Source organism: Niabella aurantiaca DSM 17617 (assembly GCF_000374125.1).
Lineage (GTDB): Bacteria > Bacteroidota > Bacteroidia > Chitinophagales > Chitinophagaceae > Niabella > Niabella aurantiaca.
In genome coordinates this window covers 552,302-576,871 of sequence record NZ_KB893626.1, presented here as the reverse complement: position 1 = coordinate 576,871, position 24,570 = coordinate 552,302, and the positions used below count along the sequence as shown (strand labels likewise).

At 50.7% G+C, this 24,570-nt stretch carries 18 protein-coding genes; 8 read left to right on the top strand and 10 right to left on the bottom strand.

The window, feature by feature from the left end; translation table 11 throughout:
• Positions 1–145: 145 nt before the first annotated feature.
• The 4 genes from flxY to B160_RS30495 all read left to right on the top strand — a co-directional run bounded on the left by flxY (position 146) and on the right by B160_RS30495 (position 4,523).
• On the top strand, positions 146–1,441 hold the full coding sequence (flxY, locus tag B160_RS0107580) for a flexirubin biosynthesis putative acyl-CoA ligase FlxY (protein ID WP_018627297.1): 1,296 nt from the start codon (positions 146–148) through the stop codon (positions 1,439–1,441).
• A gap of 81 nt (positions 1,442–1,522) precedes the next feature.
• Positions 1,523–3,058 (top strand): flexirubin biosynthesis tyrosine ammonia-lyase FlxA, encoded by a 1,536-nt coding sequence (flxA, locus tag B160_RS0107575; protein ID WP_018627296.1) that lies wholly within the window; start codon positions 1,523–1,525, stop codon positions 3,056–3,058.
• A 69-nt stretch (positions 3,059–3,127) separates the two neighbouring features.
• Positions 3,128–3,856, top strand: coding sequence for a flexirubin biosynthesis SDR family reductase FlxB (gene flxB, locus B160_RS0107570; protein ID WP_018627295.1), 729 nt, complete (start codon positions 3,128–3,130; stop codon positions 3,854–3,856).
• Between the two features lie 166 nt (positions 3,857–4,022).
• On the top strand, positions 4,023–4,523 hold the full coding sequence (locus B160_RS30495) for an RDD family protein (protein ID WP_157557946.1): 501 nt from the start codon (positions 4,023–4,025) through the stop codon (positions 4,521–4,523).
• 191 nt (positions 4,524–4,714) lie between these two features.
• Here the strand turns inward: B160_RS30495 and B160_RS0107555 are convergent, their stop codons facing one another.
• From B160_RS0107555 to B160_RS0107545, 3 genes are read right to left on the bottom strand one after another with little or no spacing between them, the layout of a single operon-like run.
• Positions 4,715–5,965, bottom strand: coding sequence for an alkaline phosphatase family protein (locus B160_RS0107555; protein WP_018627292.1), 1,251 nt, complete (start codon positions 5,963–5,965; stop codon positions 4,715–4,717).
• Between the two features lie 10 nt (positions 5,966–5,975).
• Positions 5,976–7,772, bottom strand: a complete 1,797-nt coding sequence (locus tag B160_RS0107550; RefSeq protein ID WP_018627291.1) for a RagB/SusD family nutrient uptake outer membrane protein — start codon at positions 7,770–7,772, stop codon at positions 5,976–5,978.
• 23 nt (positions 7,773–7,795) lie between these two features.
• Entirely contained in the window at positions 7,796–11,041 is a 3,246-nt protein-coding gene (locus B160_RS0107545; protein ID WP_018627290.1) for a SusC/RagA family TonB-linked outer membrane protein, read from the bottom strand.
• A 317-nt stretch (positions 11,042–11,358) separates the two neighbouring features.
• Here B160_RS0107545 and B160_RS0107535 point away from each other — a divergent pair, with 317 nt between their 5' ends.
• Positions 11,359–11,970 (top strand): TetR/AcrR family transcriptional regulator, encoded by a 612-nt coding sequence (locus B160_RS0107535; RefSeq protein ID WP_018627288.1) that lies wholly within the window; start codon positions 11,359–11,361, stop codon positions 11,968–11,970.
• Here B160_RS0107535 and B160_RS0107530 read toward each other — a convergent pair.
• The 5 genes from B160_RS0107530 to B160_RS0107505 form a co-directional block, all read right to left on the bottom strand.
• Positions 11,951–12,226 carry a CBU_0592 family membrane protein gene (locus tag B160_RS0107530; RefSeq protein WP_018627287.1) on the bottom strand — a complete coding sequence of 92 codons (276 nt, stop codon included), beginning with the start codon at positions 12,224–12,226 and terminating at the stop codon, positions 11,951–11,953. The two genes, B160_RS0107535 and B160_RS0107530, sit on opposite strands and share 20 nt — an antisense overlap.
• Before the next feature lie 231 nt (positions 12,227–12,457).
• Positions 12,458–12,694 carry a hypothetical protein gene (locus B160_RS0107520; RefSeq protein ID WP_018627285.1) on the bottom strand — a complete coding sequence of 79 codons (237 nt, stop codon included), beginning with the start codon at positions 12,692–12,694 and terminating at the stop codon, positions 12,458–12,460.
• Positions 12,695–12,705: 11 nt separating this feature from the next.
• Positions 12,706–13,002 carry a hypothetical protein gene (locus B160_RS0107515; RefSeq protein ID WP_018627284.1) on the bottom strand — a complete coding sequence of 99 codons (297 nt, stop codon included), beginning with the start codon at positions 13,000–13,002 and terminating at the stop codon, positions 12,706–12,708.
• Positions 13,003–13,087: 85 nt separating this feature from the next.
• Positions 13,088–15,352 carry a hypothetical protein gene (locus tag B160_RS0107510; RefSeq protein ID WP_018627283.1) on the bottom strand — a complete coding sequence of 755 codons (2,265 nt, stop codon included), beginning with the start codon at positions 15,350–15,352 and terminating at the stop codon, positions 13,088–13,090.
• Positions 15,353–15,412: 60 nt separating this feature from the next.
• Positions 15,413–16,732, bottom strand: coding sequence for a hypothetical protein (locus B160_RS0107505; protein ID WP_018627282.1), 1,320 nt, complete (start codon positions 16,730–16,732; stop codon positions 15,413–15,415).
• A 311-nt stretch (positions 16,733–17,043) separates the two neighbouring features.
• Here B160_RS0107505 and B160_RS0107500 point away from each other — a divergent pair, with 311 nt between their 5' ends.
• From B160_RS0107500 to B160_RS0107480, 3 genes are all read left to right on the top strand, one after another.
• The gene (locus B160_RS0107500; protein WP_018627281.1) at positions 17,044–19,197 is read left to right on the top strand and encodes a heavy metal translocating P-type ATPase; all 2,154 of its coding nucleotides are present in this window, start codon (positions 17,044–17,046) and stop codon (positions 19,195–19,197) included.
• A 439-nt stretch (positions 19,198–19,636) separates the two neighbouring features.
• Positions 19,637–21,553, top strand: coding sequence for a RecQ family ATP-dependent DNA helicase (locus tag B160_RS0107490; protein WP_018627279.1), 1,917 nt, complete (start codon positions 19,637–19,639; stop codon positions 21,551–21,553).
• 495 nt (positions 21,554–22,048) lie between these two features.
• Positions 22,049–22,738: an SMI1/KNR4 family protein gene (locus tag B160_RS0107480; RefSeq protein WP_040679539.1), complete on the top strand. Its 690-nt coding sequence runs from the start codon at positions 22,049–22,051 to the stop codon at positions 22,736–22,738.
• Positions 22,739–22,764: 26 nt separating this feature from the next.
• On the opposite strand, the gene B160_RS0107475 is transcribed toward B160_RS0107480, so the two are convergent.
• Both B160_RS0107475 and B160_RS28600 read right to left on the bottom strand, forming a co-directional pair.
• Positions 22,765–23,466 (bottom strand): lysoplasmalogenase, encoded by a 702-nt coding sequence (locus tag B160_RS0107475; RefSeq protein WP_018627276.1) that lies wholly within the window; start codon positions 23,464–23,466, stop codon positions 22,765–22,767.
• A gap of 134 nt (positions 23,467–23,600) precedes the next feature.
• Positions 23,601–24,557, bottom strand: coding sequence for a 2-dehydro-3-deoxygalactonokinase (locus B160_RS28600; RefSeq protein WP_169540011.1), 957 nt, complete (start codon positions 24,555–24,557; stop codon positions 23,601–23,603).
• Positions 24,558–24,570 lie beyond the last annotated feature (13 nt).

Here is a 24,570-nt window from a genome sequence, read left to right as displayed (position 1 = left end):
CAATGCCGCGGGTGGCCATAAAGGATCGGAGCCATGTTGTCGGTGCCGGGGCGTAAAATGAAAATGCCGGATCAAAAGACCGGCACGCCTTCCCTAATCAGCGGGGCACGGTCAAAAATTCGCCAGAAATCCTACTTTTGACCCAATGAACGAGTTACCATCCCTATCCTTTCAGCCGGCAGCGCAGATCAGGGCCTACCAGGAACAAAAACTGGTGAACCTGATGCAGTATCTTAAGATCCACTCGCCTTTTTACAGGAATTTGTTCCGGGAAAACAAGATCGACCCGGATACCATCCGGCATATTGACGACCTTGTCCGCATCCCGCCTACTGAAAAGGAGCACCTGCAATTGCATAATAAGGACTTCGTTTGTGTACCACAGCACCAGGTTGTTGAATATATGGCTACTTCCGGTACGGTGGGCAGCCCGGTAACCATTGCGCTTACCGAGAACGATCTGCAACGGCTGGCTTACAACGAGTACAGCTCATTTGCCTGTGCAGGTGGCAGCGCTTCCGATATTTATCAACTGATGCTGACTCTCGACCGGCAATTCATGGCAGGGATTGCCTATTATCTCGGCATCCGCAAGCTGGGCGCCGGCCAGGTACGCGTAGGCCCTGGAGTACCATCCCTGCAATGGGAGGTCATTGAACGGTTGAAACCCAACGCCATCGTAGCCGTTCCTTCTTTTATCGTAAAGCTGATCCAGTATGCGCTGGAAAACGGTATCGACCTGAACGGGTCCTCCGTAAAAAAAGCGATCTGTATCGGTGAGAATCTGCGTAAAGAAGATCTCAGCCTGAACATTCTGGGCAGCAGGATCACGGAGCACTGGAATATACAACTTTATTCAACGTATGCTTCAACCGAAATGCAAACCGCGTTTACCGAATGTTCCGCTGGTAAAGGAGGCCATCAGAACCCGGAACTGGTGATCCTGGAGCTTATCGACGACCAGGGCCGGCCCGTACCCTCCGGTGAGATCGGCGAAGTGACCATTACGACGCTTGGTGTGGAAGGCATGCCCCTGCTGCGTTACAAGACCGGTGATCTCTGCCGTGCCTTTTATGAGCCCTGTACCTGCGGGCGGCATACAACCCGCCTTTCACCTGTGATCGGCCGTAAAAAGCAAATGATCAAGTTCAAGGGCACCACCCTGTTTGCGCCCGCCCTTTTTGAGATCATTCATAAAATAGATGCCATTAAAGAATATGTGGCGGAAGTGTACAGCAACGAGATCGGGACCGATGAAGTGCTCCTGTATCTATTGCCCGCCAATACCTCCGAGGAAACCGATGGCAAGATAAAAACCTACTTGCAGGCCCGTTTGCGGGTAATGCCCCATATCAAATACCTTACCCGGGAAGAGATGCAGCGCCTGCAATTTCCGGATGGAGCCCGTAAGCCTGTTAAATTTATAGACAAACGTCTGTAAGCCCTCCCCCTAACAAATTTTTTGATTCCAGTGATATATTTCGTTTTTTTGCGCCTTGTTTAATAAATTACGCATACAAAAATGATCAAAGTAGGGGGAAAACGGCTTTCATTGCAGGATTTTAATGCAATTATAATTGACAGCCAACCTATTACGCTTGACGAAGCTGCCTTACAGCAGGTAAACACCAGTTTTGAATTTCTGAAACAATTTTCCAGTCATAAACTGATCTATGGCATCAATACGGGCTTTGGGCCCATGGCACAGTACAAGATCAGCGATGGAAATATTTTAGAATTGCAGTACAACCTGATCCGCAGTCATAGCAGCGGCGGCGGCCAGGTGCTTCGCCCCCTGCAAAGCAAGGCAGTAATGCTGGCAAGGCTCAACAACTTAATGCAGGGCTATTCCGGCATTGACCCCGTCCTGCCGCAACTGCTGGCAGCCATGATCAATAACGACCTCATCCCCTGCATTTACGAGCACGGTGGTGTAGGGGCCAGCGGCGATCTGGTGCAGCTGGCGCACCTGGCGCTTGGGATCATCGGCGAAGGAGAGGTATGGTACGAAGGTACCGTGCAACCGGCCGGCGATGCATTTCAAAAAGCAGGACTGCAGCCGCTGAAAGTGCAGGTACGCGAAGGGCTGGCTCTGATCAACGGCACATCGGCCATGACCGGCACCGGACTGCTGAACCTGTTGCAGGCGCAACAATTGCTGAACTGGTCGATCATGCTTTCGGCCATCACCAATGAGCTCATGGAAGTTTATGACGACCACTATTCCCATGAGCTGAATATTGTAAAACATCATACCGGTCAGCAGCATATTGCCCGCCAGATGCGCGCCATACTGGAAGACAGTAAACTCATCCGCAGCCGGTCCGAACATTTATACAATCCGGAGAATATCCAGCACGATGTATTTGAAGACAAGGTGCAGGAATATTACTCACTCCGGTGCATTACACAGGTGCTGGGTCCGGTATATGATACCCTGGCACATACGGAAGAGACCGTAGTGAACGAGCTCAATTCAGTGAACGACAACCCGGTGGTGGACGTAGCCAGTCATAACATCTTTCATGGCGGTAATTTTCATGGCGACTACGTGTCTTTCGAAATGGACAAAATGAAAATCGCTATTACCAAGCTGACCATGCTGAGCGAACGGCAACTGAATTACCTGCTGAATGCACGGCTGAACCAGAAGTTCCCGCCTTTTGTCAATCATGGCGTGCTGGGGCTGAACTTTGGCATGCAGGGCATCCAGTTTACTGCCACTTCCACTACTGCAGAAAACCAGACGCTTTCTTTTCCGATGTATGTGCACAGCATTCCCAACAATAACGATAACCAGGATATTGTAAGCATGGGCTTCAATGCAGCACAGCTCGCCAGGAAAGTGATCGAAAATGCGTATGAGGTACTGGCCATACAGGCAATGACGCTGCTGCAGGCAGTTGATTACCTGAACCGTCATGACCAGATGGCTTCAAAGACAATGGCCGTCTATAACCGGTTGCGAAACGTGTTTCCTAAATTCAGCAAGGACTACCCGCTTTATAAAGACCTGGCCAAAGTGCGCGATTTTATGAAAGCACATCAGCCATTTTAATTTACAATTTGAGGTCTATTGTTTGATGTTAACCTCAGACCTGGAATTTCAAACCTTAAACTTTAATATATGAACTGGGCATTGGTAACCGGAGGATCCCGCGGCATCGGAAAAGCGATTTGCATACAGCTGGCCCGCCAGGGTTTTCATATACTGATCAACTATAAAGGCAATAAAGAAAAAGCAGCGGCAACGCTGGCTGAAGTAGAAAAAGCCGGCGTCAGCGGCGAATTGCTGGCTTTTGACGTGGCAAACCGGGATGCGGTGCAGCAAACGCTCGGGGGCTGGATGGAAGCCAACCCGGACAAAATAATTGAAGTGCTGGTAAACAATGCCGGCATCAAAGACGATGTATTGCTGATGTGGATGAAAGATGAACAATGGGACGGCGTACTGAACACCAGCCTCGGCGGTTTCTTCAATGTGACCCGGCTGGTGGTGAACAGCATGCTGCGCCAGCGCTATGGCCGCATCATTAATGTGGTTTCGCTCTCCGGGTTAAAAGGTTTGGCCGGCCAGACCAACTATTCGGCTGCAAAAGGCGGCGTAATTGCGGCAACCAAAGCCCTGGCACAGGAAGCAGGCAAACGCAATATTACGGTAAACGCAGTGGCGCCAGGCTTTATAAAAACCGACATGACGGAAGATATTGATGAAGGCCAGATGAAACAGCTCATTCCTGCCAACCGCTTTGGGACACCGGAGGAAGTGGCACATGCCGTGGGTTTCTTTGCTACCCGGGAAGCCGCTTATATTACGGGGCAGGTACTTTCCATTAACGGCGGGCTCTATACCTGATTTTACAAAACAGTGGAATGATTTCCCTATCTTTATGACCGGCGTTACCTTGTGTGTAACACGGAACATGCGTTATCCTGACATAAAAAACAACCTGCTCAATTGATAATTGCTTTATGCACGATTATATGAAAACAACAACCTGCAATCCAATAAACACAAATCCATGAACCAGGAATCCACAACATCTCCTGAATTTTCGTTATTTGAAAACGATTTTTCCTATATGCGCGCAAGTACGGGTAAGCGTTTGCTGAATTACATCATTGATGTAATCGTTTTTTACGTACTGATCTTTATCCTGGCCTTTCTGCTGGCAGCCCTGTCTCCGCAAATCGCCGCATTTCTTATATCCGATGATCCGGGGCCTTCTTTGCTCAGCACCCTGTTTTATCTGGCATTATATGCGCTTTATATGGGATCGGCCGAGTCCCTGCTGAAAGGGAAAACACTGGGGAAATATTTAACCCGGACACGGGCTGTGAACCTGGACGGTAGCCCTATCTCCACAAGAACCGCATTTTTGCGTGGCTTTAGCAGGGCCACCCCCTTCTGTGCATTTAGTGCGCTGGGCAGCCCCTGCGACCCCTGGCAGGACCGCTGGACAAAAACCCTGGTAGTTGATGAACAGCAAAGCAACCTGCCGGGAAGTGATCTGAACGCTTAAATGTCATCGCCTGATTTTCGCAGGTGCGTTCCGGTTCAGCCTGCTTACCCGTCCGGATTGCTGATCCGGTCCGGGATTTCCGATAACATAAAAAACGGAAATGGTTTGGATCATCTCACTTTATTTGCGTGGCATCGCTGCCGGCAGGATCATTATACCGCTCATTTACCTTTTTCCGACAGCAGGGTGCGCTACTTTTTATTGTCCGGCACCACCCAGCGATTCAGGGAGTTATGAGCGCCTTCCAGCACTACTTTGTAAAAGCCCGGCGACCTGTCTTTTACGCTGATGGTAATATGCTTCTGCCGGAGCGGGACTTCAGCAGCCTGCCGGTATTGATCAGCGCCGCCCATCTTTACATTATTGGTCGTGCTTATCCAAACTTTTACATTGCTGTTTTCTTTGGCATCAAGCGGAAGCCAGGTGATATCCAGCTTATCCTGGAAATAATTTACCTTCATATCTGCCAGTGAAACCTTCCCGATCATGGGAACGCCATCCAGCTCACGGTCAACTGCGGAGGGAATGGTAATGTTCATATACCGCGCAATGGTTGGAAAAATATCTACCACACCGGGGGTATGCAGCTCCGGATAAGCATTCAATCCGGGGTCGTTGGTGATCATCCAGGCGCTGCGCTGCCGGGGTGACTGGCCGCCGTGCCCTCTTCCATCTGTTTCCGAGCGCCCGTGGTCTGTGGTAATGAAGATCATCCAGTCTTCCTGAAACCGGCGCTGCCGGTAGCGGATGGCCTCCCATACGCGCCCCATCTGCCGGTCCAGCATTTTAACGGCTCCATAAAATTCCGGGCCATCCCCGTAACCATGTCCCATATCATCGGTGTATTCCAGGTAGATCCACGAAAGGTCCGGCGCCTGTTCCCGGATGCTTCGTACGGCCCTGTCGGTCACCTGCTCATCAATGCGGTGCATCCGGTGCACGGGCCCTGCTTTTGGAAACTGCAGGGTGTCCAGCTCGAAGCCATCTGCAGCAATATCCACATGGATCCCGTTGGTTTGTGCGAGTCCGTCGCCCACCAGTTTGGTGCGGTTATCCAGCCAGCTCGAAAACACGGCGATCTTTTTTTGCGGGTACTGGTCTTTCAACAACCGGAATATCGTAGGATAATGATAATTGGGCGCAGCAATATCGTTATCCCAAACATTGTGCTTGTTGGCCCAGGTACCGGTAAGCAGGCTGTTATACCCTACAGCAGAGATGGTGGGCGTTTCCGAATAAGTTCCCTTGCCACCGCCTACATAGGCTCTGAAATACGCACCGGCATGCGCAATAGCGTCCATATGGGGCGTGGTAACAGATTCGATAACATCAGCAGGGATACCATCGGCAATCACAAACACCACTTTCTTCGCAGGTTGCGCAAGCAGGGTTACAGCGCAGGATAGAAAGCCTGTAACCATCAAAATCATTCTCTTTTTCATACTATGGTCTTTATTCCCATCCAAACGGTTGTTTCAGCCGGGGATTTTGGTTGGTCTCCAAAACCGGGATGGGCAGGTAATAATATTTTGGTTCAATAAATGTTCTCGGCGTAACACCGGTAACAACCGGACCTCCGCTTTCACCATTTTTCAGGTAGATCGTGGCACCCCCCTCTTTATATCCGCCAACTTTGTAATACACCAGATTCACACCGAGTGTATTTTTAATCTTGGCATCCTCAGCCGGGATCGTGGCCGACTTACTGATCAGGATAATATCGGGGATATCATCCCCGGTAAGGTCATACTGCCCCAGTCCTGGAAAATAAAGCCCTTCTGCATAACGGGCAAACTCCCTGCCGGCATGCCAGCGCAGCAAATCATCATACCGCTGGCCTTCCAATGCAAACTCTACCCTTTTCTCCCGCCGGATCTCCAGGATCAGGCCCTTATTGGCTCCCGAAACATCGGGATATTTTGTCATCAGTACCGGATCCGGGTTTGCATTTGCAGCCGCCATGCTCAGCAACGGCGCCGTATCTGAGTTCCAGGCCCGTTTCCGCAGCAAACCGATACTGTTATCCAGGTCATCCTGGGTAATGGTGCCCAGCTCTGCCGCCGCCTCCGCATATATCAATAGCACTTCCGCATAACGTATTGCCGGAACATCCACACTTCCAACAATAATATTGTCTGTACTGTTAATGTATCCTTTCAGCTGGTGATACCCGGTAAAACTGGCGCTCAGCTCCTGTATATACGGTTTTGTATCCGGCAGCTTTATAAACCCGGGTGTCATGAATGTTGCATAAATGCGCGGATCGCGATCCTTAAACTCCTCCACAAATTGCAGGGCCTGATAACCGGCATGATCGGTAAGCCGGGACCCATCCTTCATCAGGTAGGTCTGCACCAGGTCGCGGGAGGGAGATTGCTCATAGTTACCGCCAATGCCGATATTGTTACTTCCCGAAACACCTTTATTGACATCATAAACCGTATTCAGCAATACTTCCTTGTTGCCACTCAGGTCCTGGCTGTTAAACAGGTCGGCATAAGCCGCGCTGAGCGCAAACTTTTTTGAGGCCATAACATCACCCGCCTGTGTGCGGGCTATTTCAAGAAATTTGCCGGCGGTATTTTGCAGGCTGAGCTCGGGATGATATTTCCGATAAGTGCCTTCAAACAGCGCCATGCGGGCATACATGGCCTTTACAGCCCACAACCCGGGCGTGCCTCCCGGCGCTTTCTCCTTTACATTTGCTATTGCAAAGTCCATGTCGGCCAGAATGCTGTCCACGATCAGGGTCCTGGGATCGCTGGCCTTATAAAGGAGGACCGAGTCGGTCGGGTTCAGTGTTTCACCATACCAGGGTACATCCGAATAGTTTTTTACCTTGCTTAAATAGAACCGGGCCCGGTAATATCTTGCCAGGCCGGCATAATGATTCTTCACATCCTCCGCAACCTGCGCCTTCGAATAATTCTGCAAAAAATAATTGATGGTACGCAGCCGGCCCCACGACCAGCCATTGGGAGCATTTTGAGCGCTGATATTGCCCGATAAGATATTCTTCATCGTTACATTGCCCGTAGTAGCATAGTCATCCGTAGCCTGTTCCGATCCGCTGGCATAAAGACCCGTTCCCGGCTGGTCCAGCAGTCCGTTAACGTACAATGCCAGGTCGCTCTCCGAATTGAAGTAAAGTTGCGGAGAGATCTCCGTGTGCGGATAGCGGTCTAAAAATCCCTTCTTGCAGGAAAGAAACAGAACGCCTAAACAAAGTATGCAGCAATATTTTTTCATATTTTCTCTTTTTCAGGTGAAGATTAGAAAGTAAGGTTTATGCCTACCGAATATTTACGCTGATAGGGGTAAGCCCATCCATAACCGTCGACGATGGATTCCGGGTCCACATATTTTTTTATTTTAGAGAACTCGAAAATATTCTCACCGGTAAAGAACAACCGCAGCCGGCTGATCCGGACCCGTTCGGTAAGGCGTGCCGGGAAGGTATAACCGGCGGTGATATTCTTTATCCGCAGATAGGCGGCGCTGAGCAGGTATCGGGACTGTGGTATATCCAGCCCCGCAGGGTTGCCATTACCATCCTGGTAATTATTATCGGCCAGCCAGGATTGCAGCACCGGGTAATAAGCATTCGGATTTGCATCCGCCAGGCCTGCATCGATGTAAGCCTGCGGGTAAGTGGCGCGCTCTGCATCTGTTGCCGCCGAGGGTCGGTAAAAATCAAGCAGCCAGGGATACACATTGGCATAAGGCTGCTGGTAAAGCCCCCAAAAGAGATAGTGGTGCGGATAATAATCCATTTTTCCGACTCCCTGAAGAAATACCGACAGGTCGATATTATTCCAGGCCATATCCACATTCAGCGAATAACGCAGCCTGGGTTGTGTATTGCCGATGATCCGCAGATCTTTCGGGTCCTTGTCGCTCAGCCCCAGCTGAATTTTCTTATTCCCGTCCAGGTCTTTATATTTTGGCCACCCCGGCACAATATCCAGTTCTCCCCAGGGTATGACGGCCGAATGGTCAATGCTTGCAATATCTTCCTCGCTGGTAAAGAACCCATCGCTTTCCAATCCCCACAGTTCGCCAACAGTTTGCCCCTGCCGCCATCCTGCCCGGAACAAACCCAGCGGATTGTCGTACCGGGTAATGGTGCTCTTGCTGTCCCATACCTGCACCTTTGTATTCAGTGCAAAAGGTTTACCGGCTACGTCAAACAACGTGTTGTAACCCATGGTAAATTCCCATCCTCTTGTAACCATGTCTGCTGCGTTCTGCTGAGGAGCCGCAGTACCCAATACCCCGGGCAATACCCTGGCCGGGCCAAGCATTCCCTTTGTTTGCCTGCTGTAATAGTCGAACGCGATATTTACACGATCATTAAAGAATCCCATGTCGGTACCAACGTTGGTTGTGGCCACCCTTTCCCAGGTATAATTTGTAGGATCCACTTTTAACAGGGGGGCCCCAGTAACCGGCGGACGAACGCCATCTACCAGGTAACCGGAAGTGCTCAACGGCAGGTTCTGGATATATCCGTAATAATCTACGGACTGATTGCCCTGTTTTGCATAGGAGGCCCTTAGTTTGAAAGTGGAAAATACAGGACCGATCCCTTCCCAGAACCGTTCTTTACTAACCACCCATGCGCCGGAGATACCCGGTGTAAAAGCCCACCGGTCTTCGGGCGGAAACCGTGATGACCCGTCGTTACGCGCAATCAGATCAATGATGTACCGGTTTTTAAAAGAGTAGTTCAGGCGGCCAAAATAGCTCTGGACCGCATAGTCATAATATCTGGAGCCGAAGCCCGTTTGCGCAATGGATGGCTCCGTGCCTACCGTCAGGTGAATAAAAGGAAGACCGGGTGAGATCAACTGGTTCCGGCTTACATTCAGCGGATCCCACTGGTAATATTCCTGGTTGTAGCCCACGGTGAACTTAAACTCATGATCCCCGAAGTTTTTGCTATAATTCCCAAAGAGATCATAGATATCCTGCTTTACCGTTCCGTTCACAACAGAAACCGCTCCGGGGTTATTCACGGTACGCACATCGTCCGGCCCGTAGCCTACTTCAAAGGGCAAACTGGAAGCATCGCTCTTCCACAACTCCCGTTTATGGCTCAATGTTCCCGTAAATACCAGGTCACCGTCCAGGAAGGTTGCAATCCCCCGGAGGATATTGGTAAACCCAAAGCGTGTTTCCAGGTTCCGTCCGCCGTCAACCAGGCCGCCGGCAAGGATCCCTGCGCTGTTATTGCCCCAGGTACCGTCCGGGTTTTTAGGCACATTCACCGGCTGTGTGTAGTACACGTCCGTAACGTTATAGGCCGGCATATCCTTCACCAGCTGGTAGGTCGTAATGTTGTCCTCCACTTTCAGCCACGACAAAGGATTGATGCCCAGGTTTGCCCGAAGACCATAGCGGTTCCAGTCATTCTTGGTGATCTTTATCAGCCCGTTCTCCTTTGTATAATCCGCAGACAGGAGGTAAGTAATGGGGTTTTTACCAGCGGAGGATCCGCTGAAAGACAGCGTATGATATTGCGAAAAATTGCTGTTGCTGAAAAAGTAGTCATTAAAATTATAGTTCCCCATATAAGCCCATTCTGTGGGTTTATCCGGATTGGGCATTGCCTCGGGTGCTGATGAAGGATCTTCAGACCGCTGCTTTGCCCAGGTCTGCTCCCAGGGCAGGAACGTACCGTAGTTGGGGGTATTCCAGGGCGAATTGTCGATCGCTACCTTGCGCAATTTTTTGTAGATGAACGGATCCGTAACAGGGTCTGGCATTACGGTGCGCCGGGACAGGGCAAAATAATTATTATAGGAAATCGTTTGCCGCCCGCCCAGTTTTCCTTTCCGTGTAGTGATCATCAGCACTCCAAAAGCGGCCCGTGCCCCATAGATCGCGGCAGAGCCCCCGTCGCGCAGCGTGGTAATGGATTCCACATCAGCGGGGTTCAGACGTAGCAGATCATCATTCTGGGCCGCCACACCGTCGATCAATATCAGAGGAGAACCGCCATTAATAGATCCCATGCCCCGTATATTGATGTTGGGCATCGTTCCCGGGGCTCCCCCCGCGTAGGATATGTTTAAGCCCGCGCTCAGGCCCTGAAGGCCTTGCAGGATATTGGCAACCGGCCGCTCAGCTATCTTCTTCCCGGCGATCTGGTCAACAGCACCGGACACATTGATCCTCTTCTGGGTACCGTATCCGACCACTACGACCTCCTCCATACCCTGTTCCGTTTTTTTAAGAACAATGGTCAGCGTTTCCGAAGGTCCTACGGTAGCCTCCCCGGCTTCATAGCCTACAGAAGAAGCCATAATCCGGTCTTTTTCCCTGGCCAGTAATGTAAACCGCCCTGCAGTATCGGCCAGCACTGTAGTGCCCGCACCGCTTACCGAAAGTGTTGCATTCACCACCGGGGCACCGGTTTCGTCCGTAACCGTACCGGTTATTTTCTTTACCTGGGCCAGCACAGGGGAAATGGAAATAAAAAAAAGCAGCAGTACAAGAAGAATGGGTCTGATCATTGCAATTTGTTTTTAAGTGGCAAAAGTATTTAGATACCGGTGTAGAAATTATTACCTTAATGTTACGTTTTTATTTCAAAAAGAAAATAGCAAACAAAAGTGATTCCTCCTCTTAAAGTCAGGCTCATCGCGGGTACAAATATATATAAGGATCTTTTTTAAAAAAATATTTTGAATGAACATTTAATTAATTTATTTTTATTCAGGTATCACGGGGACCGGTTGCACACCCTGACCCCCGCAGTTTCCTTCTTCACTGTTTGGAAACCGGGAAATTTTTCCTATCTTAAACGGAAAATCAAAAAAGCAATACACATATGGGGCGTAAAAGTCTTAAAGAAACCCGGCAGAAGCAGATCATTAAAGCTTTCTATAAACTTGCCAAAAAAGAGGGCCTGGAAAATGCTTCGATCGCAAAAACGGCGGATCTCCTAAAGATCAACCCCAGCCTGGTGATCCACTATTTTAAAACCAAGGAGCACCTGGTATATGGCCTTGTGGAATATATCCTGGACCGTTACCTGCTCATCTTCGAGGTTCCGGACGAACGGCAAACCAACCCCAAAAAGAAATTGCTGGCCGTTATTGACAATATTTTTTCACATAAATGGAACACGCTTTTTGATGACAGTGTTTCCTATAGCTGCTATTCACTCAACTTCCGGGATAAGACGATAAAGAAAAAATACAAGCTGTTGCTGGACAGCCTGCGTGCAAACCTCGAGGCCCTGATCATCGACTGCAATAAAAGCGGGTACCTGCAGGTAAGCAATACCGCCGCCGTTGCCGACCTGGTCTTCATCCTGGTAGACGGGGCCTATTATTACCTAAGCCTTGTGAGCGATAAAAAAGAGTACGAAAAAAAACTGACCATATATAAAAAACGGGCCCTCGGGCTGCTGAACTTTTCTACTTCGACGGCTTCCTGATAATAAATACCGCTGCGGTAACAGCAATAATCCCCCAGGCCAGGTTTACCACCAGGTTGGGGTAGTCCTTTAAGTCTAGTGCATGAAGGATCAGCCCCAGTGCCCCGATCATGTTCAGCAAATGATACAGAGGTCTTTCTGCCTTAAGTTTGTTCAGACTTAAGAGCAGGTAAGCCAGCAGGTAAGCAATACTGCCCACCCAGCCTATGGTCGAAGACATCTGGTCTCCTGATAAAAAAAGATAGTCCGGCACCATGCCCCTTTTATTAAATTGATTCGGTCATTTTAACCGGCAATGCGCGTACGCGAACCGCATCCCGCTCATTGGCATTCCGGCCATAAAATTAACAGAAACATCTTTCCGGCCATGAATTATCCCGGAAGAATTTCATTGCCGGTATTTCGTTATTTCAGCGGGATATATTACAAAAGCGCCCTTTCGGGGGCGCTTCCGGCAGATGCCGGCGGAACCGGCCATTTTCTTTTGCTATTTCCGTTTTAAAGAGGGGACCAAAAGCATTTTCGCCGCATCCCGGTAATCCACCAGCAACACGGCGCCCCGCACTGCAAACCGGTATATGCGCCCGGTGATGAATCCTTTTACGGTTATGGCCGATCGTCCGGTATATTCAAACCATACATCGCTCCACATCCCTGTTCCCGGCACCGCCGGCCGGCCGTTGCTGAACGCCAGCCGGCCCCTCTTGTCACCACAATTACACATATAGGTCGGTTTTAATCTTCTTTATAAAAGGGAGCGTCCTGCTTGTCCGTTGCCCGTTCTAAAAGGCAGGCCGCTCCCGAAACTGCGAACCAGTACAGCAACCGTTCCCACCAAACAGAGCCCAGCCAGCAGCCAAAAGGAAGCGCTACCCAAATGCCCGCGCAATAAAAACAATCCATCAGCTTTCCCCAAAAGCCGTTGCCGGCCTTTTTCCGAAGGAGGAACACCACATCAAACGGCCCGTCTTCTTTTACAACCAGATGTGTGATCCTCCACGCAGCTAAAACAGAAAGCAAAAAATAAAGCATGTTCTTCGGGTTTTCCGGCATCCTGCTAATGATCTGTATGCATCCTTATCCGGTGCAGACCGGGAGGTTCTTACCGATGCACTTTTCAGGGCTCCAGCGCAAACGCAGCTACCCTGTAGGGTGCGTCTTTCCCGCTCTGGCGATAAGTGCCGTCCGTCGCCATCGCAATCACGGAAAGCGTTTCCGCAAAAGCAGCTTTGCCATTTCCGCCGGCATAGCAGCTATCCAATAACTGAACGGGAGTAAAATGCCTGCGGTAGATACCACCCGCCAGCGCATAGCCGGAGGCATCATCGATCACCATTCCCGCGGCACCGGCACCGGCTACCCCGCCGCAGGTGCCTTTGGACACGCCAAAGCTAAACACGGCGAAATCATTCGGATGCGTGGCCAGGAACGAAAGTTCCAGGTCTGCCTCCACACCTTCCGGTTTGTATTTTACAAAACCACAACAATCCGACGCAGCCGGCGCCCCGTTTACATTTACGGTAAAGATCGCTGAATTGCAGGCACTGTTATCCACGCGAACCAACATCCTAAAGGCATCTGCTGTCGTTGCCGTAGCACCGGCCAATAATGCATCTGGCGCATTTGCGCTGGTATCCGTATCATCAAAGTCCGGAATCTTGAATGTTGTTTTCGGAATATTTGTCAGCAGGGCTCCGGACTGGTCAAACAATTCCAGCTTAAATGCGTACAGGCCATCGCCGCCCAAAGCCGCGCCATTCTTCAATTGCGAAGAATCGATGCCGATGCTATGGGTATGGTGTGTGCGCTCATACCACTGAGGATCCGTTTGCGGGACATTGAACGGAGCCTGGCCGGGCCGCTCCGGGGGAATGATGTACAGGTTGTTTTCGCCGCCGATGGTAAACGGCCCCAGCTTCACCTTGTCGTGCCCGATCTGCTGATCGCCGTTCCCATCAATAAAAATAAAATCGTAATTTTTGTATTCCGGGGTATCTATTTGCTCCGTGGTGCTGCTTACCGGGGTCAGATCCGCGGCATTTACCTGCCGGTAGCTCCACCGGTAATAGTAAATATCATTGCGCGGCAAACCCTGTCCAAAGCCCATATAAAAATGGAAGGCGCCACCAAAAGGGCGTTTATAATCCCCCACCGATGTGTTGAAGAACCCGTCGCCAATGGCCGCAGCATCCGTAAGGCCAATGCGGTTGTAAGAAACCGATTGCCCGCCAGGAGCCTGGAGAACGCTTTGCTGGTTGATGTGTGCAACACTGGTACCGCCGATGCTCCGGATCATCACCAGGTCGCCGGGGAGCGGACAATTGCAGCAGCAATCCACCGGAACACGCGGATCCGTAATGTGGATGGACAGTTCGGTTCCGCAATCATAATTCCAGTACGTATTACAGGGCCTGGGCGGATTGTACACCGTGGTCCATACCCCGTTCACCAGGTATTCTACCCAGATATATACATCCGGTTTGTCGCCAAAGCAGCGATAAGAAACAGCAGCATCAAAATGCCCGCCCGCATCCGTGTACACCACTTTCCGTTCCGTACAACGGTAGAGCCAGGGCCACCACCAGGGCCGCAAACAAAACCACGGATGCAGCAACTCATAATTACCCGCAATGGTATTCCGGATCAGGTCCGGGTTCCCGGACAGGAGCTTTTGCTTTATATCCGCGCCGATATCCGGGAGCTTTTCAGCAGCCTGTAACTGCAGCTGCTCCGGCGATTGCGTTTTAAAAATATGCGGGTCCGGCGCAGCCGCTGTTTGAGCTGTTCGCAAAAACGGAGGCGGGTCCGGAAGGGGAATGGGATGCCGGATTACTTCGGCCGGGTCGAGGAACAGCTCCGGTATCTTTGCAATAACCGGATCCGGTATCCGGTGGATCCAGTAAATGATCGGATCGATTTCACAGATATGTACCCGGGCCCGGCACACCGGACGATCTTCCCAGGTATCTCCAAACCGGAACCACTTGGAAACCTTGCCGGTGACCCTGCACTGGCAAACGGGCCAGAAGCGGCTGACGGCGGCAGGCACCGGCAATATGGAAACCTGCCCGTCTTCTGCTATGCCGTTCAGCAACGCCTCATAAGGCTGCAGTTTTTCAAGATCCGCAATGGTTTTTAGTTGCCGCAGTTCTTTATCTGTACCGGGAACCAGGAACAGGCGCAGCTCACTGGCGCGCAAACCATTTCTGTCCGTCCGGAGTGCAGCCGCCTTTGAGAGATCAAATTCCAACAGGCTGTTCCGCACAGGCTGCACCTGCAGCAGCGGCCCGTTGCAGTAAAACAGAAATCCAAAAACAGACAGCTCTTTTTCGGGCGGCTGTTCATAATATACCGCAAGGGATAATTTTTTTATTGCTTCCATAAAATTTATTGTTTTTTGAGATTTGGGAATTGGGAATTGAGAATTTCCACATGTGTTGACCTATTCCTCCTGGTTGTCGTCATCTGCTACCGGGCAGCAGCGGTACTCCTGCGATTTTTCCAGCAGCTCGATCTGCTTCCGCAACAGGTCGTTCTCCAGCTGCAGGCGCTCCTTTAACAGGGGCTCGCAAACATCGCATTCATCCAGACAACCCTTTACAATAATGCCGGGCGTAGGCAGGGAGAACTCCGCTTCAAACTCGATCGCCCGTTTTATTTCATTGCTTACTTTCCCGGTCTTATCGATCAGGTTTTTTGCTGCCAGCTGTTCATCCACCTCTTTGAGTGCCTTCTGTCTTGTAGCATCGTCCACAGGGCTTCCCAGCTCTGATTTAATGCCGGAGGCAACAGCCGTAGTTCTCTGTGCCTCAAAAAGGGCACTGAAGTTGGTATTTACAGACAGGGGGGTCAGGCGGCCGGCCACTGCCGTTTCCGCTGCCCGGTTCAGGGCCACGGTAGCCGGAATATCCTGCGGCACCAATGCCACAGGAAGCCTTGCTGTACCGGGTTTGAGCACTCCTCCAACGGGGGCGTTTTCATCCAGCACCCGTCTTTCTATGGCAACCAGCTCAAATTTTATCCGTTGCTTTTTATTCAGCCGGTAAAACATATAGGTCACCGCATGGCATTTGTTCAGGTTGCTGAACTCTCTGGAGGACGCTTCAAAATGATCCTCCGATTCCCCCTCAATGTGCGTACGGCTGCTGACCTCTCCGATGGAGACCGTATGTGCTTTTTTTGATGCCTCCGCCGCCTGGGAAGCTGCGCTTTCCATATGCGAACGTTGCTGATTGAGATAATCAAAAGTGGAATGACTGTTGTGACTGCCACGGGCATTGGTGCTGGCGCTGGCGCTCAGGCTGAAGGGGTTCACACTGCCGCTGGCATCCCCGTGAAAATCCCATTTTCCCTCGGAGGCACTGTCGGCCTCGCCCGATTGTGCGGCGGAAGCATCGGCCATGTATTTTTGTACAGCCGACATATAGTATTGCTCTTCAGAGATCTGCTCGCTCCGGTAGCTCAGCTTTGTTTCGCTGTCATAACTGAAAGTGCTTCGCCGGTCCGTCGTGGATAACCGTACCTTCTCTCCGGGAAGCAGGGTAGTACTGTACACGGGGTCGCCCAGTACCAGCCCCAGGGTACACCTGGAGAACTTAAACCGGAGGATCACTTCTACAACCACATTTCTCCTGCCCGCAACCAGCGCGGCTGTTGGATAAGTAAGTGCCCGGCTGAAGTTGACCACATCGCAATGATCGTCGGGAATCAGTTCCGGGCAGCAGGGGATCACCGGCTCCTGGGCCGAAATATGTTTCGCCATTTTTATGAGTTTTAAAGATTAAATAAAAACAATAAGGGCTACAGTTTAAAGAGAGGCAGCGAAAGAACAACCAACGGTCCGGCCGGAATAAGAAGCTCATCATGCCATTCTGATAACATTTGCAACGTCTTTCCTTAAAGGCAGCTTTATACAAAACTACGGTCCCGGGCAAGCCAAGTCAATCGCCAAATGGAGGGATAAGGCGGTTTTTGAAACTGCGTTACAATAAAACACGCGGCTTCTGCAACAAGGTTTTAATAATAGTCAGCGTTGAAGCGCGCTGCCGTTGGGAGTTGTAGTAATTTTGCGATATGGAGACAGCAGAAAAGATCAAATGGAAAGTGGATGGTATGGATTGCCCCACCTGCGCGCTGACGATCAATAAATACCTGGAAAAAGAAGGCATGGAGAACGTGAAGGTGAACTTTGCAACCGGCGATGTCAGTTTTGAGCTAAAAGGGCAAAAGAACGAATCGGCATTATCGAAAGGGTTAACCGGCCTGGGCTATAAAGTGGTCGAAAACCAGGAAGATCATGCGCGGGCCCATGATCATGCACATGATCATGGCAAAGAAGGCGGCTGGTTAAAGACCCATATGCAGCGCTTCTGGTTCTGCCTGCCCTTTACGCTGGTTTTAATGCTGCACATGATACCGGCATTACGGCACAGCTGGCTGATGCAGCCCTGGATCCAGTTTACCATTACACTTCCGGTGTTGGCTGTAGGCATGTCTTATTTTGGCGTCAGCGCCATTAAAAGCATCCGCAACCGGATGCCCAATATGAACGTGCTGGTGACCATCGGGGCCCTGGCAGCATTTGTTTATAGCCTGTATGGCACCCTCACCGGCCAGCATGATTATATTTTTTATGAAACCGCAGCCACCGTTATCACCCTGGTATTCCTGGGCAATTATATGGAGGAGCATACCGTGTCCTCCACACAGGCGCAATTAAAAAAGCTGGCGCAAACACAGGTGGTAATGGCCAACATGATCGCCTATGATAATGAACACAATGAAAATATTTTCCCGGTAGAAAGCAACGCCCTGAGAACGGGCGACCTGATCCTCATCAAAAGCGGCGAGCAGGTACCGTCAGACTGCAAAATATTGTGGGGCAATGTGCAGGTGAACGAAGCCATCATCACCGGGGAAAGTGTGCCCGTAAAAAAACAGGGCAAGGATAAACTGATCGGCGGTAGTATGGTCGTAGACGGAACGGTGAAAGCCCAGGTAACGGCTGTAGGACAAGATACCGTAATGGCCGGTATCATCAACCTGGTAAACGAGGCCCAGGGCGAAAAACCGCCGGTACAGCAAATGGCCGACCGCATCAGTGCTGTTTTTGTTCCGGTGGTCATCGGCATTGCGCTGCTTACATTCATTATCAACTGGTTTCTCTTACAGGATCTTACCCCGGCATTGATGCGGGCCATTGCCGTGCTGGTCATTGCCTGTCCCTGCGCGATGGGATTGGCTACGCCTGCTGCTATTGCCGTTGGGCTGGGGCGCGGAGCGCGCAACGGGGTGTTGTTTCGCAATGCAACAAGCCTGGAAAACTTTAAAGACATCCGGCAGGTGGTATTTGACAAAACCGGCACCCTCACTACCGGAAGTTTTACCATTGCCGGTTTCCGGATCCTGGACAGCGATATGACCGAAGAAGCCTTTAAGAACATTGTTTACTCTTTGGAAAAATACTCCAACCATCCCATTGCCAAAGGCATAACCCTGGCCTGGAAAACCCGGAACGAGATCCGCTGGAAGCATATCACCGAAGAAAAAGGAAAAGGCATGTTGGCAACCGATAAAGAAGGCATCGAATACCGGGCCGGGTCTTTTGAGATCGCCGGCGGGCAAACCAGCGAAGCACAGCACAATATTTATGTAACCCGGAACGACCGGCTGATGGGTACCATCGACCTGAAGGACGAACTGCGGCCGGAAGCAAAAACAGTGATCAAATATTTTCACAGCCGCAACATCAAAACCATTTTGCTCAGTGGCGACCGTTTTTCAAAGGCCAAACAGATCGCAGATGAACTGGGGATCGATGAAGTGATCGCAGAAAAGACACCGGAAGAAAAACTGCGGATCATCGGCGAAAAGAATGCACAGATTCCCACCGCCATGGTAGGCGACGGCATCAATGACGCACCGGCGCTGGCCAAAGCCACCATCGGTATCAGTATGAGCGATGCCTCGCAGATCGCCATGCAAACCGCACAGGTAGTGCTCACCAATCATGGCCTGAAGAACCTTCCCCTGGCAATGGGATTGGGCAAACACACGTATAAAACCATAAAGGAAAATCTCTTCTGGGCTTTTTCTTACAATATCGTTGCCATTCCCGTGGCCGCAGTCGGCCTGCTCACCCCCATGTTCGGGGCGCTCATCATGGCATTCAGCGATGTGGTGCTGGCGCTCAATAGCGGGAGGCTGGCCGTCAAGAAGGTGGCATGACACATTTGTTCCAGGTTTCACGTTTCAGGTTCCGGGTTGGTGCCCGTTCGCTGACCAAAGCGCATCTCCCGGTTCGGGGACTGGTGGCTGATAACTGATCACTTAAGGCAAGCGGTTCCATGTTCATCCAAACGGATTTTTGGTCAGGTTGAGGCTCAATTCTCGATTCTCAAAACTGATAACTGATCGCTGGTTGTTGTTCCGGATCCCATCCGCCCTGATACCGGGTATTCGGTTTCCGATACCTGCTTCTGCATTCACTATCCCCTGCCGCCGGAGAAAGGTCTTCATTCCGACATTCCCAAATTTTCAAATTAAAGGTGAAAGCAATCGTGTTCCGGGTTAAACTTCATTTTAACTTTAAACCGAAAATCAGTGTACCTTTGAATCGTAAACGAACGGGGGATCAGCAATAAAGGTTATCAGAAGATCAAAATCCATGGAGCAGGCGTTGCGGGAAATTTTAAAAGAGTATTTTGGTTATGACCATTTTCGCCCCTTGCAGTTAGAAATCGTTCAGGCAGCCGTTCAAGGAAAGGATGTCCTGGCGTTGATGCCTACCGGCGGCGGAAAATCACTCTGTTACCAGGTGCCCGGCTTATACAAAGAGGGGCTTTGCCTGGTGATCTCCCCCTTGATCGCATTGATGAACGACCAGGTGCAGCACCTGCGCAAAAGAAATATCACCGCCCTTGCCATTCATACCGGCATGTCGCGCAAAGAGGTGATCAACGTACTCAAAACAGCTGCGCACAGCAATTGCAAATTCCTGTATGTTTCCCCCGAACGGTTAGAAACCAATTTATTTAAGGAATACCTTCCGGCGCTGGGCGTAAACCTGATCGCCGTGGATGAGGCGCATTGCATCTCCCAATGGGGATATGATTTCCGTCCGCCTTATTTACGCATCGCACGCCTGCGGGAGGAATTGCCCGGGGTGCCGGTCATTGCGCTTACGGCTTCCGCCACACCCAGGGTGCAGGATGACATCTGTGAAAAGCTGTCGCCCGAGGGGGAAAACAAATTCACGGTCTTCCGCCAGTCTTTTGAGCGATCCAACCTGTCTTACAGTGTTTTTAAAGTGGCCAGCCGCATTCACAAGATCCTCGAAGTGCTCCGGAACGTTCCCGGATCGGCCATTGTTTATTGCAAAACACGCAAGCACACCAAAGAGCTCAAAGACCTTTTACAAATGGAAGGTATTGCCGCCGACTATTACAACGCGGGGCTGCCTGCGGAAGAACGTACTCGCAAACAGCAGGATTGGATCACCAACAAGACCCGGGTGATCGTTTGCACGAACGCCTTTGGCATGGGGATTGACAAGCCGGATGTACGGGTGGTGATCCACGCAGATGTACCGGATTGCCTGGAAAACTATTACCAGGAGGCCGGGCGCGCCGGCAGGGATGGACAAAGATCTTATGCCGTGCTGCTGTACAATGATGCGGAGCTGGAGGTGCTGCACAAAATGCCGGAGCAACGTTTTCCAGACCTGGAAACCATTCGCCAGGTATACGGCAGTGTGGTACATTACCTCCAACTGCCGGAAGGAGAGCCGCCGGGCGAATTTTACGATTTTGATCTGAAGGATTTCATCAAAAAATTCGGGCTGGATGTAACCACTGCGGTCTACAGCCTCAAGGCCCTGGAACAGGATGGATGGCTCACTTTTAATGAACAGGTCTTTATACCCGCTACCGTCCGCTTCACTGTTTACAAGGAAGCCCTGTATGAATACGAGATTACTCATGCAGACTCAGAACCGCTGATCAAAACGCTGCTGAGGACCTATGAAGGCATCTATGATTACCCCATTGGCATTTCAGAAAGTTATGTTGCCTATTTAATGAAAACAGATGCGGCGCTCATAAAAGAACAGCTGTTCCACCTGCACGCCGATGGCATTGTCGATTATCAGCCCCGTAAGGAAGACCCGCAGCTCATGCTTACCCGTACCCGGATCCGTATTGCCGACCTGCAGATCAACATGAAGAATTATACCGCCCGGAAACGGCTGTTCACAGAACGGGTAACACAGATGAACAATTATATCATCGATGAAAAAGAATGCCGCAGCAAGATCATTGGCAACTATTTTGGCGATGCGGATATAAAAGATTGCGGGGTCTGTGATAACTGCTTAAAAAAGCGCAACAACCAGCTTACCCGTGAAGCCTTTGAAACCCTCCAGTCCCGCATCCGGGAAACACTTAAGGAACCCAGTACCATTCCGCAACTAATGACACAGCTGCAGGGGATGGACAAGGATCATATCTGGACCGTCATTAACTTTCTCACCCGGGAAGAAAAGATACAGATGCTGGAGGATGGCACCATCAGCTGGAAAAAATAACAGAAAATGCTGCTTAGTCCCGGACCAGCGTGGGTAACACAGCTGAATCCCGTGTGCGCACGACCTAAAAGGAAGGCCGATTGTAAAAACAATCAGCCGTTGCTAACCTATGAAAAACACCTAAGCCTAAAGGTACGAAAAAGATCGTCTGAAAAACAACGGTCTGCACATTTTATTTCCACCGGACAGACCAGGAAGAACAATACAACCAGGCAGCCGGTTTTCTTAAAAAAATGCCAAAATCAGCCAGTTCTATATGGCAGGAACGAGGCGCACCCGGCGCGGTTCTTCAGCCCGAACCCGCTCCTTAAAAAAATGGGCCTTGTATTTTAGCAAGTTAGCATTTACGTAATTGTGCCTTATTCAGAACCCGTTGGCAGTGACCCGCTGCAGGCCAGGAAATTTGCTCATCTGCAGGGGCAAAAAACCGGGTAATGGCTTGGTTCTTGTTATCATTAAACGAACCCTCTCTCCTCTTAACAAGTGAACACATATATGCAGCAATTAAACAGGATCTGGTTAAAGCTCAACCAGCTCAGTAATACCGACATAAAACGGGAATTATGGGGTGCGGGCACCCACCAATACCGGATGAACCCGGTATTAAGACCGGAGCAGATACAAAAATTTGAAGCAAAATACGGCGTGCAGCTGCCGGAGGAATACAGTGCTTTTCTCACCACGATCGGTGACGGAGGCGCCGGACCATTTTATGGTTTGCGTTCCCTGGAAATGAGCAGCATTTGCTTTTTTGATCATACGGAACAAGCCGCACATCAGTACTTTGATCTGACAAAACCCTTTCCGCATACAGAAAAATGGAACATGGAGGCAGAGCTGGAAGAGCTGGACGCCCAATTGGAGGCCGCATACGAAGCAGGAAACGAAAAACTGGAAGAACAGCTTTTTAAAAAAAAATGGGATCTTATCAGCGGAACGGAGCACGACCAGGGCCGCCTTTATATTGCTGATTTCGGCTGCGGGGCACAGATCAGTCTGATCGTGAATGGCCGGGAAAAAGGAAATATGTGGACCGATGACCGGATCAACGACAACGGCATCTACCCTTCTGAAGAGTTGGGCAATACCGGTAAAATATCGTTCCTGAACTGGTATGAGCTATGGCTTGACAAATCGCTTATAAAAATGCAAAACGCGCCCCGGGCAGTTGTTACAGAAATATGAGCCCGGTGCCCGGCCGGATAAAACAACTAAGGGTTTGCATCGATGTCACCGGGATGCCGGGCTCTTTTTATATACCGGATCATTCCCCGCGTAAGCAGCCATTGCGCGCCCAGGTAGGTGGACATAATGGCCCAGCCGCCCCATGCAGCTGGATGATAAAATTTATTGACCGCCAGTATTGAATCGGACACAACAAAGAGCACCGCACCGGTCAAAAGCATGCGTCCGGTCCTGTTGTCCTTCAGTTCATATAAATGCATGGCCAGCAGCAGCATAAAACTGATCACTATACCATAGATCAGTACCGGTATCTTTAGCGCGCCCAAATGGGGCAGTAAAAAACGCATGATAAAAAAGTAGTAAACGCCCACGATGATAGCCGGCTGCCACTTGCCTGGAACGGATTCCCTTACTTTCATAAAATGAAAACACCCGATATAAAAAACGTGCGCAATTAAAAAAGAGACCAGGCCCAGGATAAAATACCGCTCACTTGCATTGGCCAGCAATAACAGGCTATCCCCGCCAACAGAAAAGATGAGGGCACCGGTGATCCATTTTTTAAACCCGGACGGGATGCCCGCCGTTGCGGCTGTAAAGTACCCCAGCAGAGAGCTGACCAGCAGGGGTTTAAAAATATATTCAGCCACATCCAATTGCAGCGCCATTCCTGTAAAGTAGGCGATGGTAACGCAGATAAAAATAATATGCCAGGCAGCCGGTTTCATTTTAAAACTAAAAATAACAAATTCGCATTTAGCTACGGGGAACAATCCGCCGGCAAAAGAAGAACGTCTTCATCCAAAAAACACCGCGTATTTGCCGGGCCCTTTTTAAAGAGCGGCCGGGTTCCTCAGGCACGTTAAAATTTTTCACCACCCTGCACCGTCAGGTACCGCAGCAAAAGCCGTTGTTGTCCGCTGACCAGTGCAGCATCTGCATCCGGCAACGCCCCTGCATCGATGCCCAGGACCTCACAGGCCAGCATGTAAGACCGCAGATGCGTTCCGCCCCCCAGCAGGAACACCGGGCAGCCATCCGGCAAGGCATGAAGCTCTGCTCCAATGAGCAAACCACTGAGATAATGGTAGTTCTGCTCAGGCAGCATTCCCTCCAGCAGCTGGTTGGTGCGCACCCGGAATGCATGCTGCAATACAGCATGCCGGCGGCTGTGCTGCACGGCCTCTGTAAAAGCCCTATGGTTGGCCGGATCCGTAAGATCACCGCCCCTCTTTACCGACGCAGAAAGAATGCTGTTTTCAGACAATAGTCCAAAAAACTCACCGGTCATAAATGTTTGAAAAGCGATCACCTGGTGGTTACAGATCCGGACGTGCTTGGGATGAGTACCGGGCAGTATCAGCAACAGCTCCTGCCCGGTTTCGGGCAGGCCGGCTGCAGCACCCACGATCTTTGTTTCCTCGCCCCGCATTACATCGGTTGCCGTACGGGCCCCGGAGATCATCAGCAAAGGATTGGATCCGTTCGGAACGGGCTGCAGGAGCAGACCAGTACCATCAACAGAAAACGGCAGCTCTTTATAAGGCAGTTCCATCAACCCGACCGAAGAAGAAGCCATGCCGGACAGAACAACCGGAACCCCACCCAGTGATGTACCCAGCTGCCGTTCCAGTTCACCGATCTGCCGGTTTAAAAAAGCAATACCATACTCCTGGCGGCTCACACTGCCACCCTGTTGCTGCCAGGCCGCGATCATTTGACCAATACCATGCGGCTGCTGCAGGGTTGCCTGTATGGCGCCATTGCCGGTATGCACCAGCCGCAGGCGGAAGGTGCTGGTACCCCAATCACAACTCAAAAAAATATCCATC

Coding starts and splice junctions, on each gene's coding strand:
- flxY (WP_018627297.1), top strand. CDS start 146: ATGAACGAGTTACCATCCCTATCCTTTCAGCCGGCAGCGCAGATCAGG.
- flxA (WP_018627296.1), top strand. CDS start 1,523: ATGATCAAAGTAGGGGGAAAACGGCTTTCATTGCAGGATTTTAATGCA.
- flxB (WP_018627295.1), top strand. CDS start 3,128: ATGAACTGGGCATTGGTAACCGGAGGATCCCGCGGCATCGGAAAAGCG.
- B160_RS30495 (WP_157557946.1), top strand. CDS start 4,023: ATGAACCAGGAATCCACAACATCTCCTGAATTTTCGTTATTTGAAAAC.
- B160_RS0107555 (WP_018627292.1), bottom strand. CDS start 5,965: ATGAAAAAGAGAATGATTTTGATGGTTACAGGCTTTCTATCCTGCGCT.
- B160_RS0107550 (WP_018627291.1), bottom strand. CDS start 7,772: ATGAAAAAATATTGCTGCATACTTTGTTTAGGCGTTCTGTTTCTTTCC.
- B160_RS0107545 (WP_018627290.1), bottom strand. CDS start 11,041: ATGATCAGACCCATTCTTCTTGTACTGCTGCTTTTTTTTATTTCCATT.
- B160_RS0107535 (WP_018627288.1), top strand. CDS start 11,359: ATGGGGCGTAAAAGTCTTAAAGAAACCCGGCAGAAGCAGATCATTAAA.
- B160_RS0107530 (WP_018627287.1), bottom strand. CDS start 12,226: ATGGTGCCGGACTATCTTTTTTTATCAGGAGACCAGATGTCTTCGACC.
- B160_RS0107520 (WP_018627285.1), bottom strand. CDS start 12,694: ATGTGTAATTGTGGTGACAAGAGGGGCCGGCTGGCGTTCAGCAACGGC.
- B160_RS0107515 (WP_018627284.1), bottom strand. CDS start 13,002: ATGCTTTATTTTTTGCTTTCTGTTTTAGCTGCGTGGAGGATCACACAT.
- B160_RS0107510 (WP_018627283.1), bottom strand. CDS start 15,352: ATGGAAGCAATAAAAAAATTATCCCTTGCGGTATATTATGAACAGCCG.
- B160_RS0107505 (WP_018627282.1), bottom strand. CDS start 16,732: ATGGCGAAACATATTTCGGCCCAGGAGCCGGTGATCCCCTGCTGCCCG.
- B160_RS0107500 (WP_018627281.1), top strand. CDS start 17,044: ATGGAGACAGCAGAAAAGATCAAATGGAAAGTGGATGGTATGGATTGC.
- B160_RS0107490 (WP_018627279.1), top strand. CDS start 19,637: ATGGAGCAGGCGTTGCGGGAAATTTTAAAAGAGTATTTTGGTTATGAC.
- B160_RS0107480 (WP_040679539.1), top strand. CDS start 22,049: ATGCAGCAATTAAACAGGATCTGGTTAAAGCTCAACCAGCTCAGTAAT.
- B160_RS0107475 (WP_018627276.1), bottom strand. CDS start 23,466: ATGAAACCGGCTGCCTGGCATATTATTTTTATCTGCGTTACCATCGCC.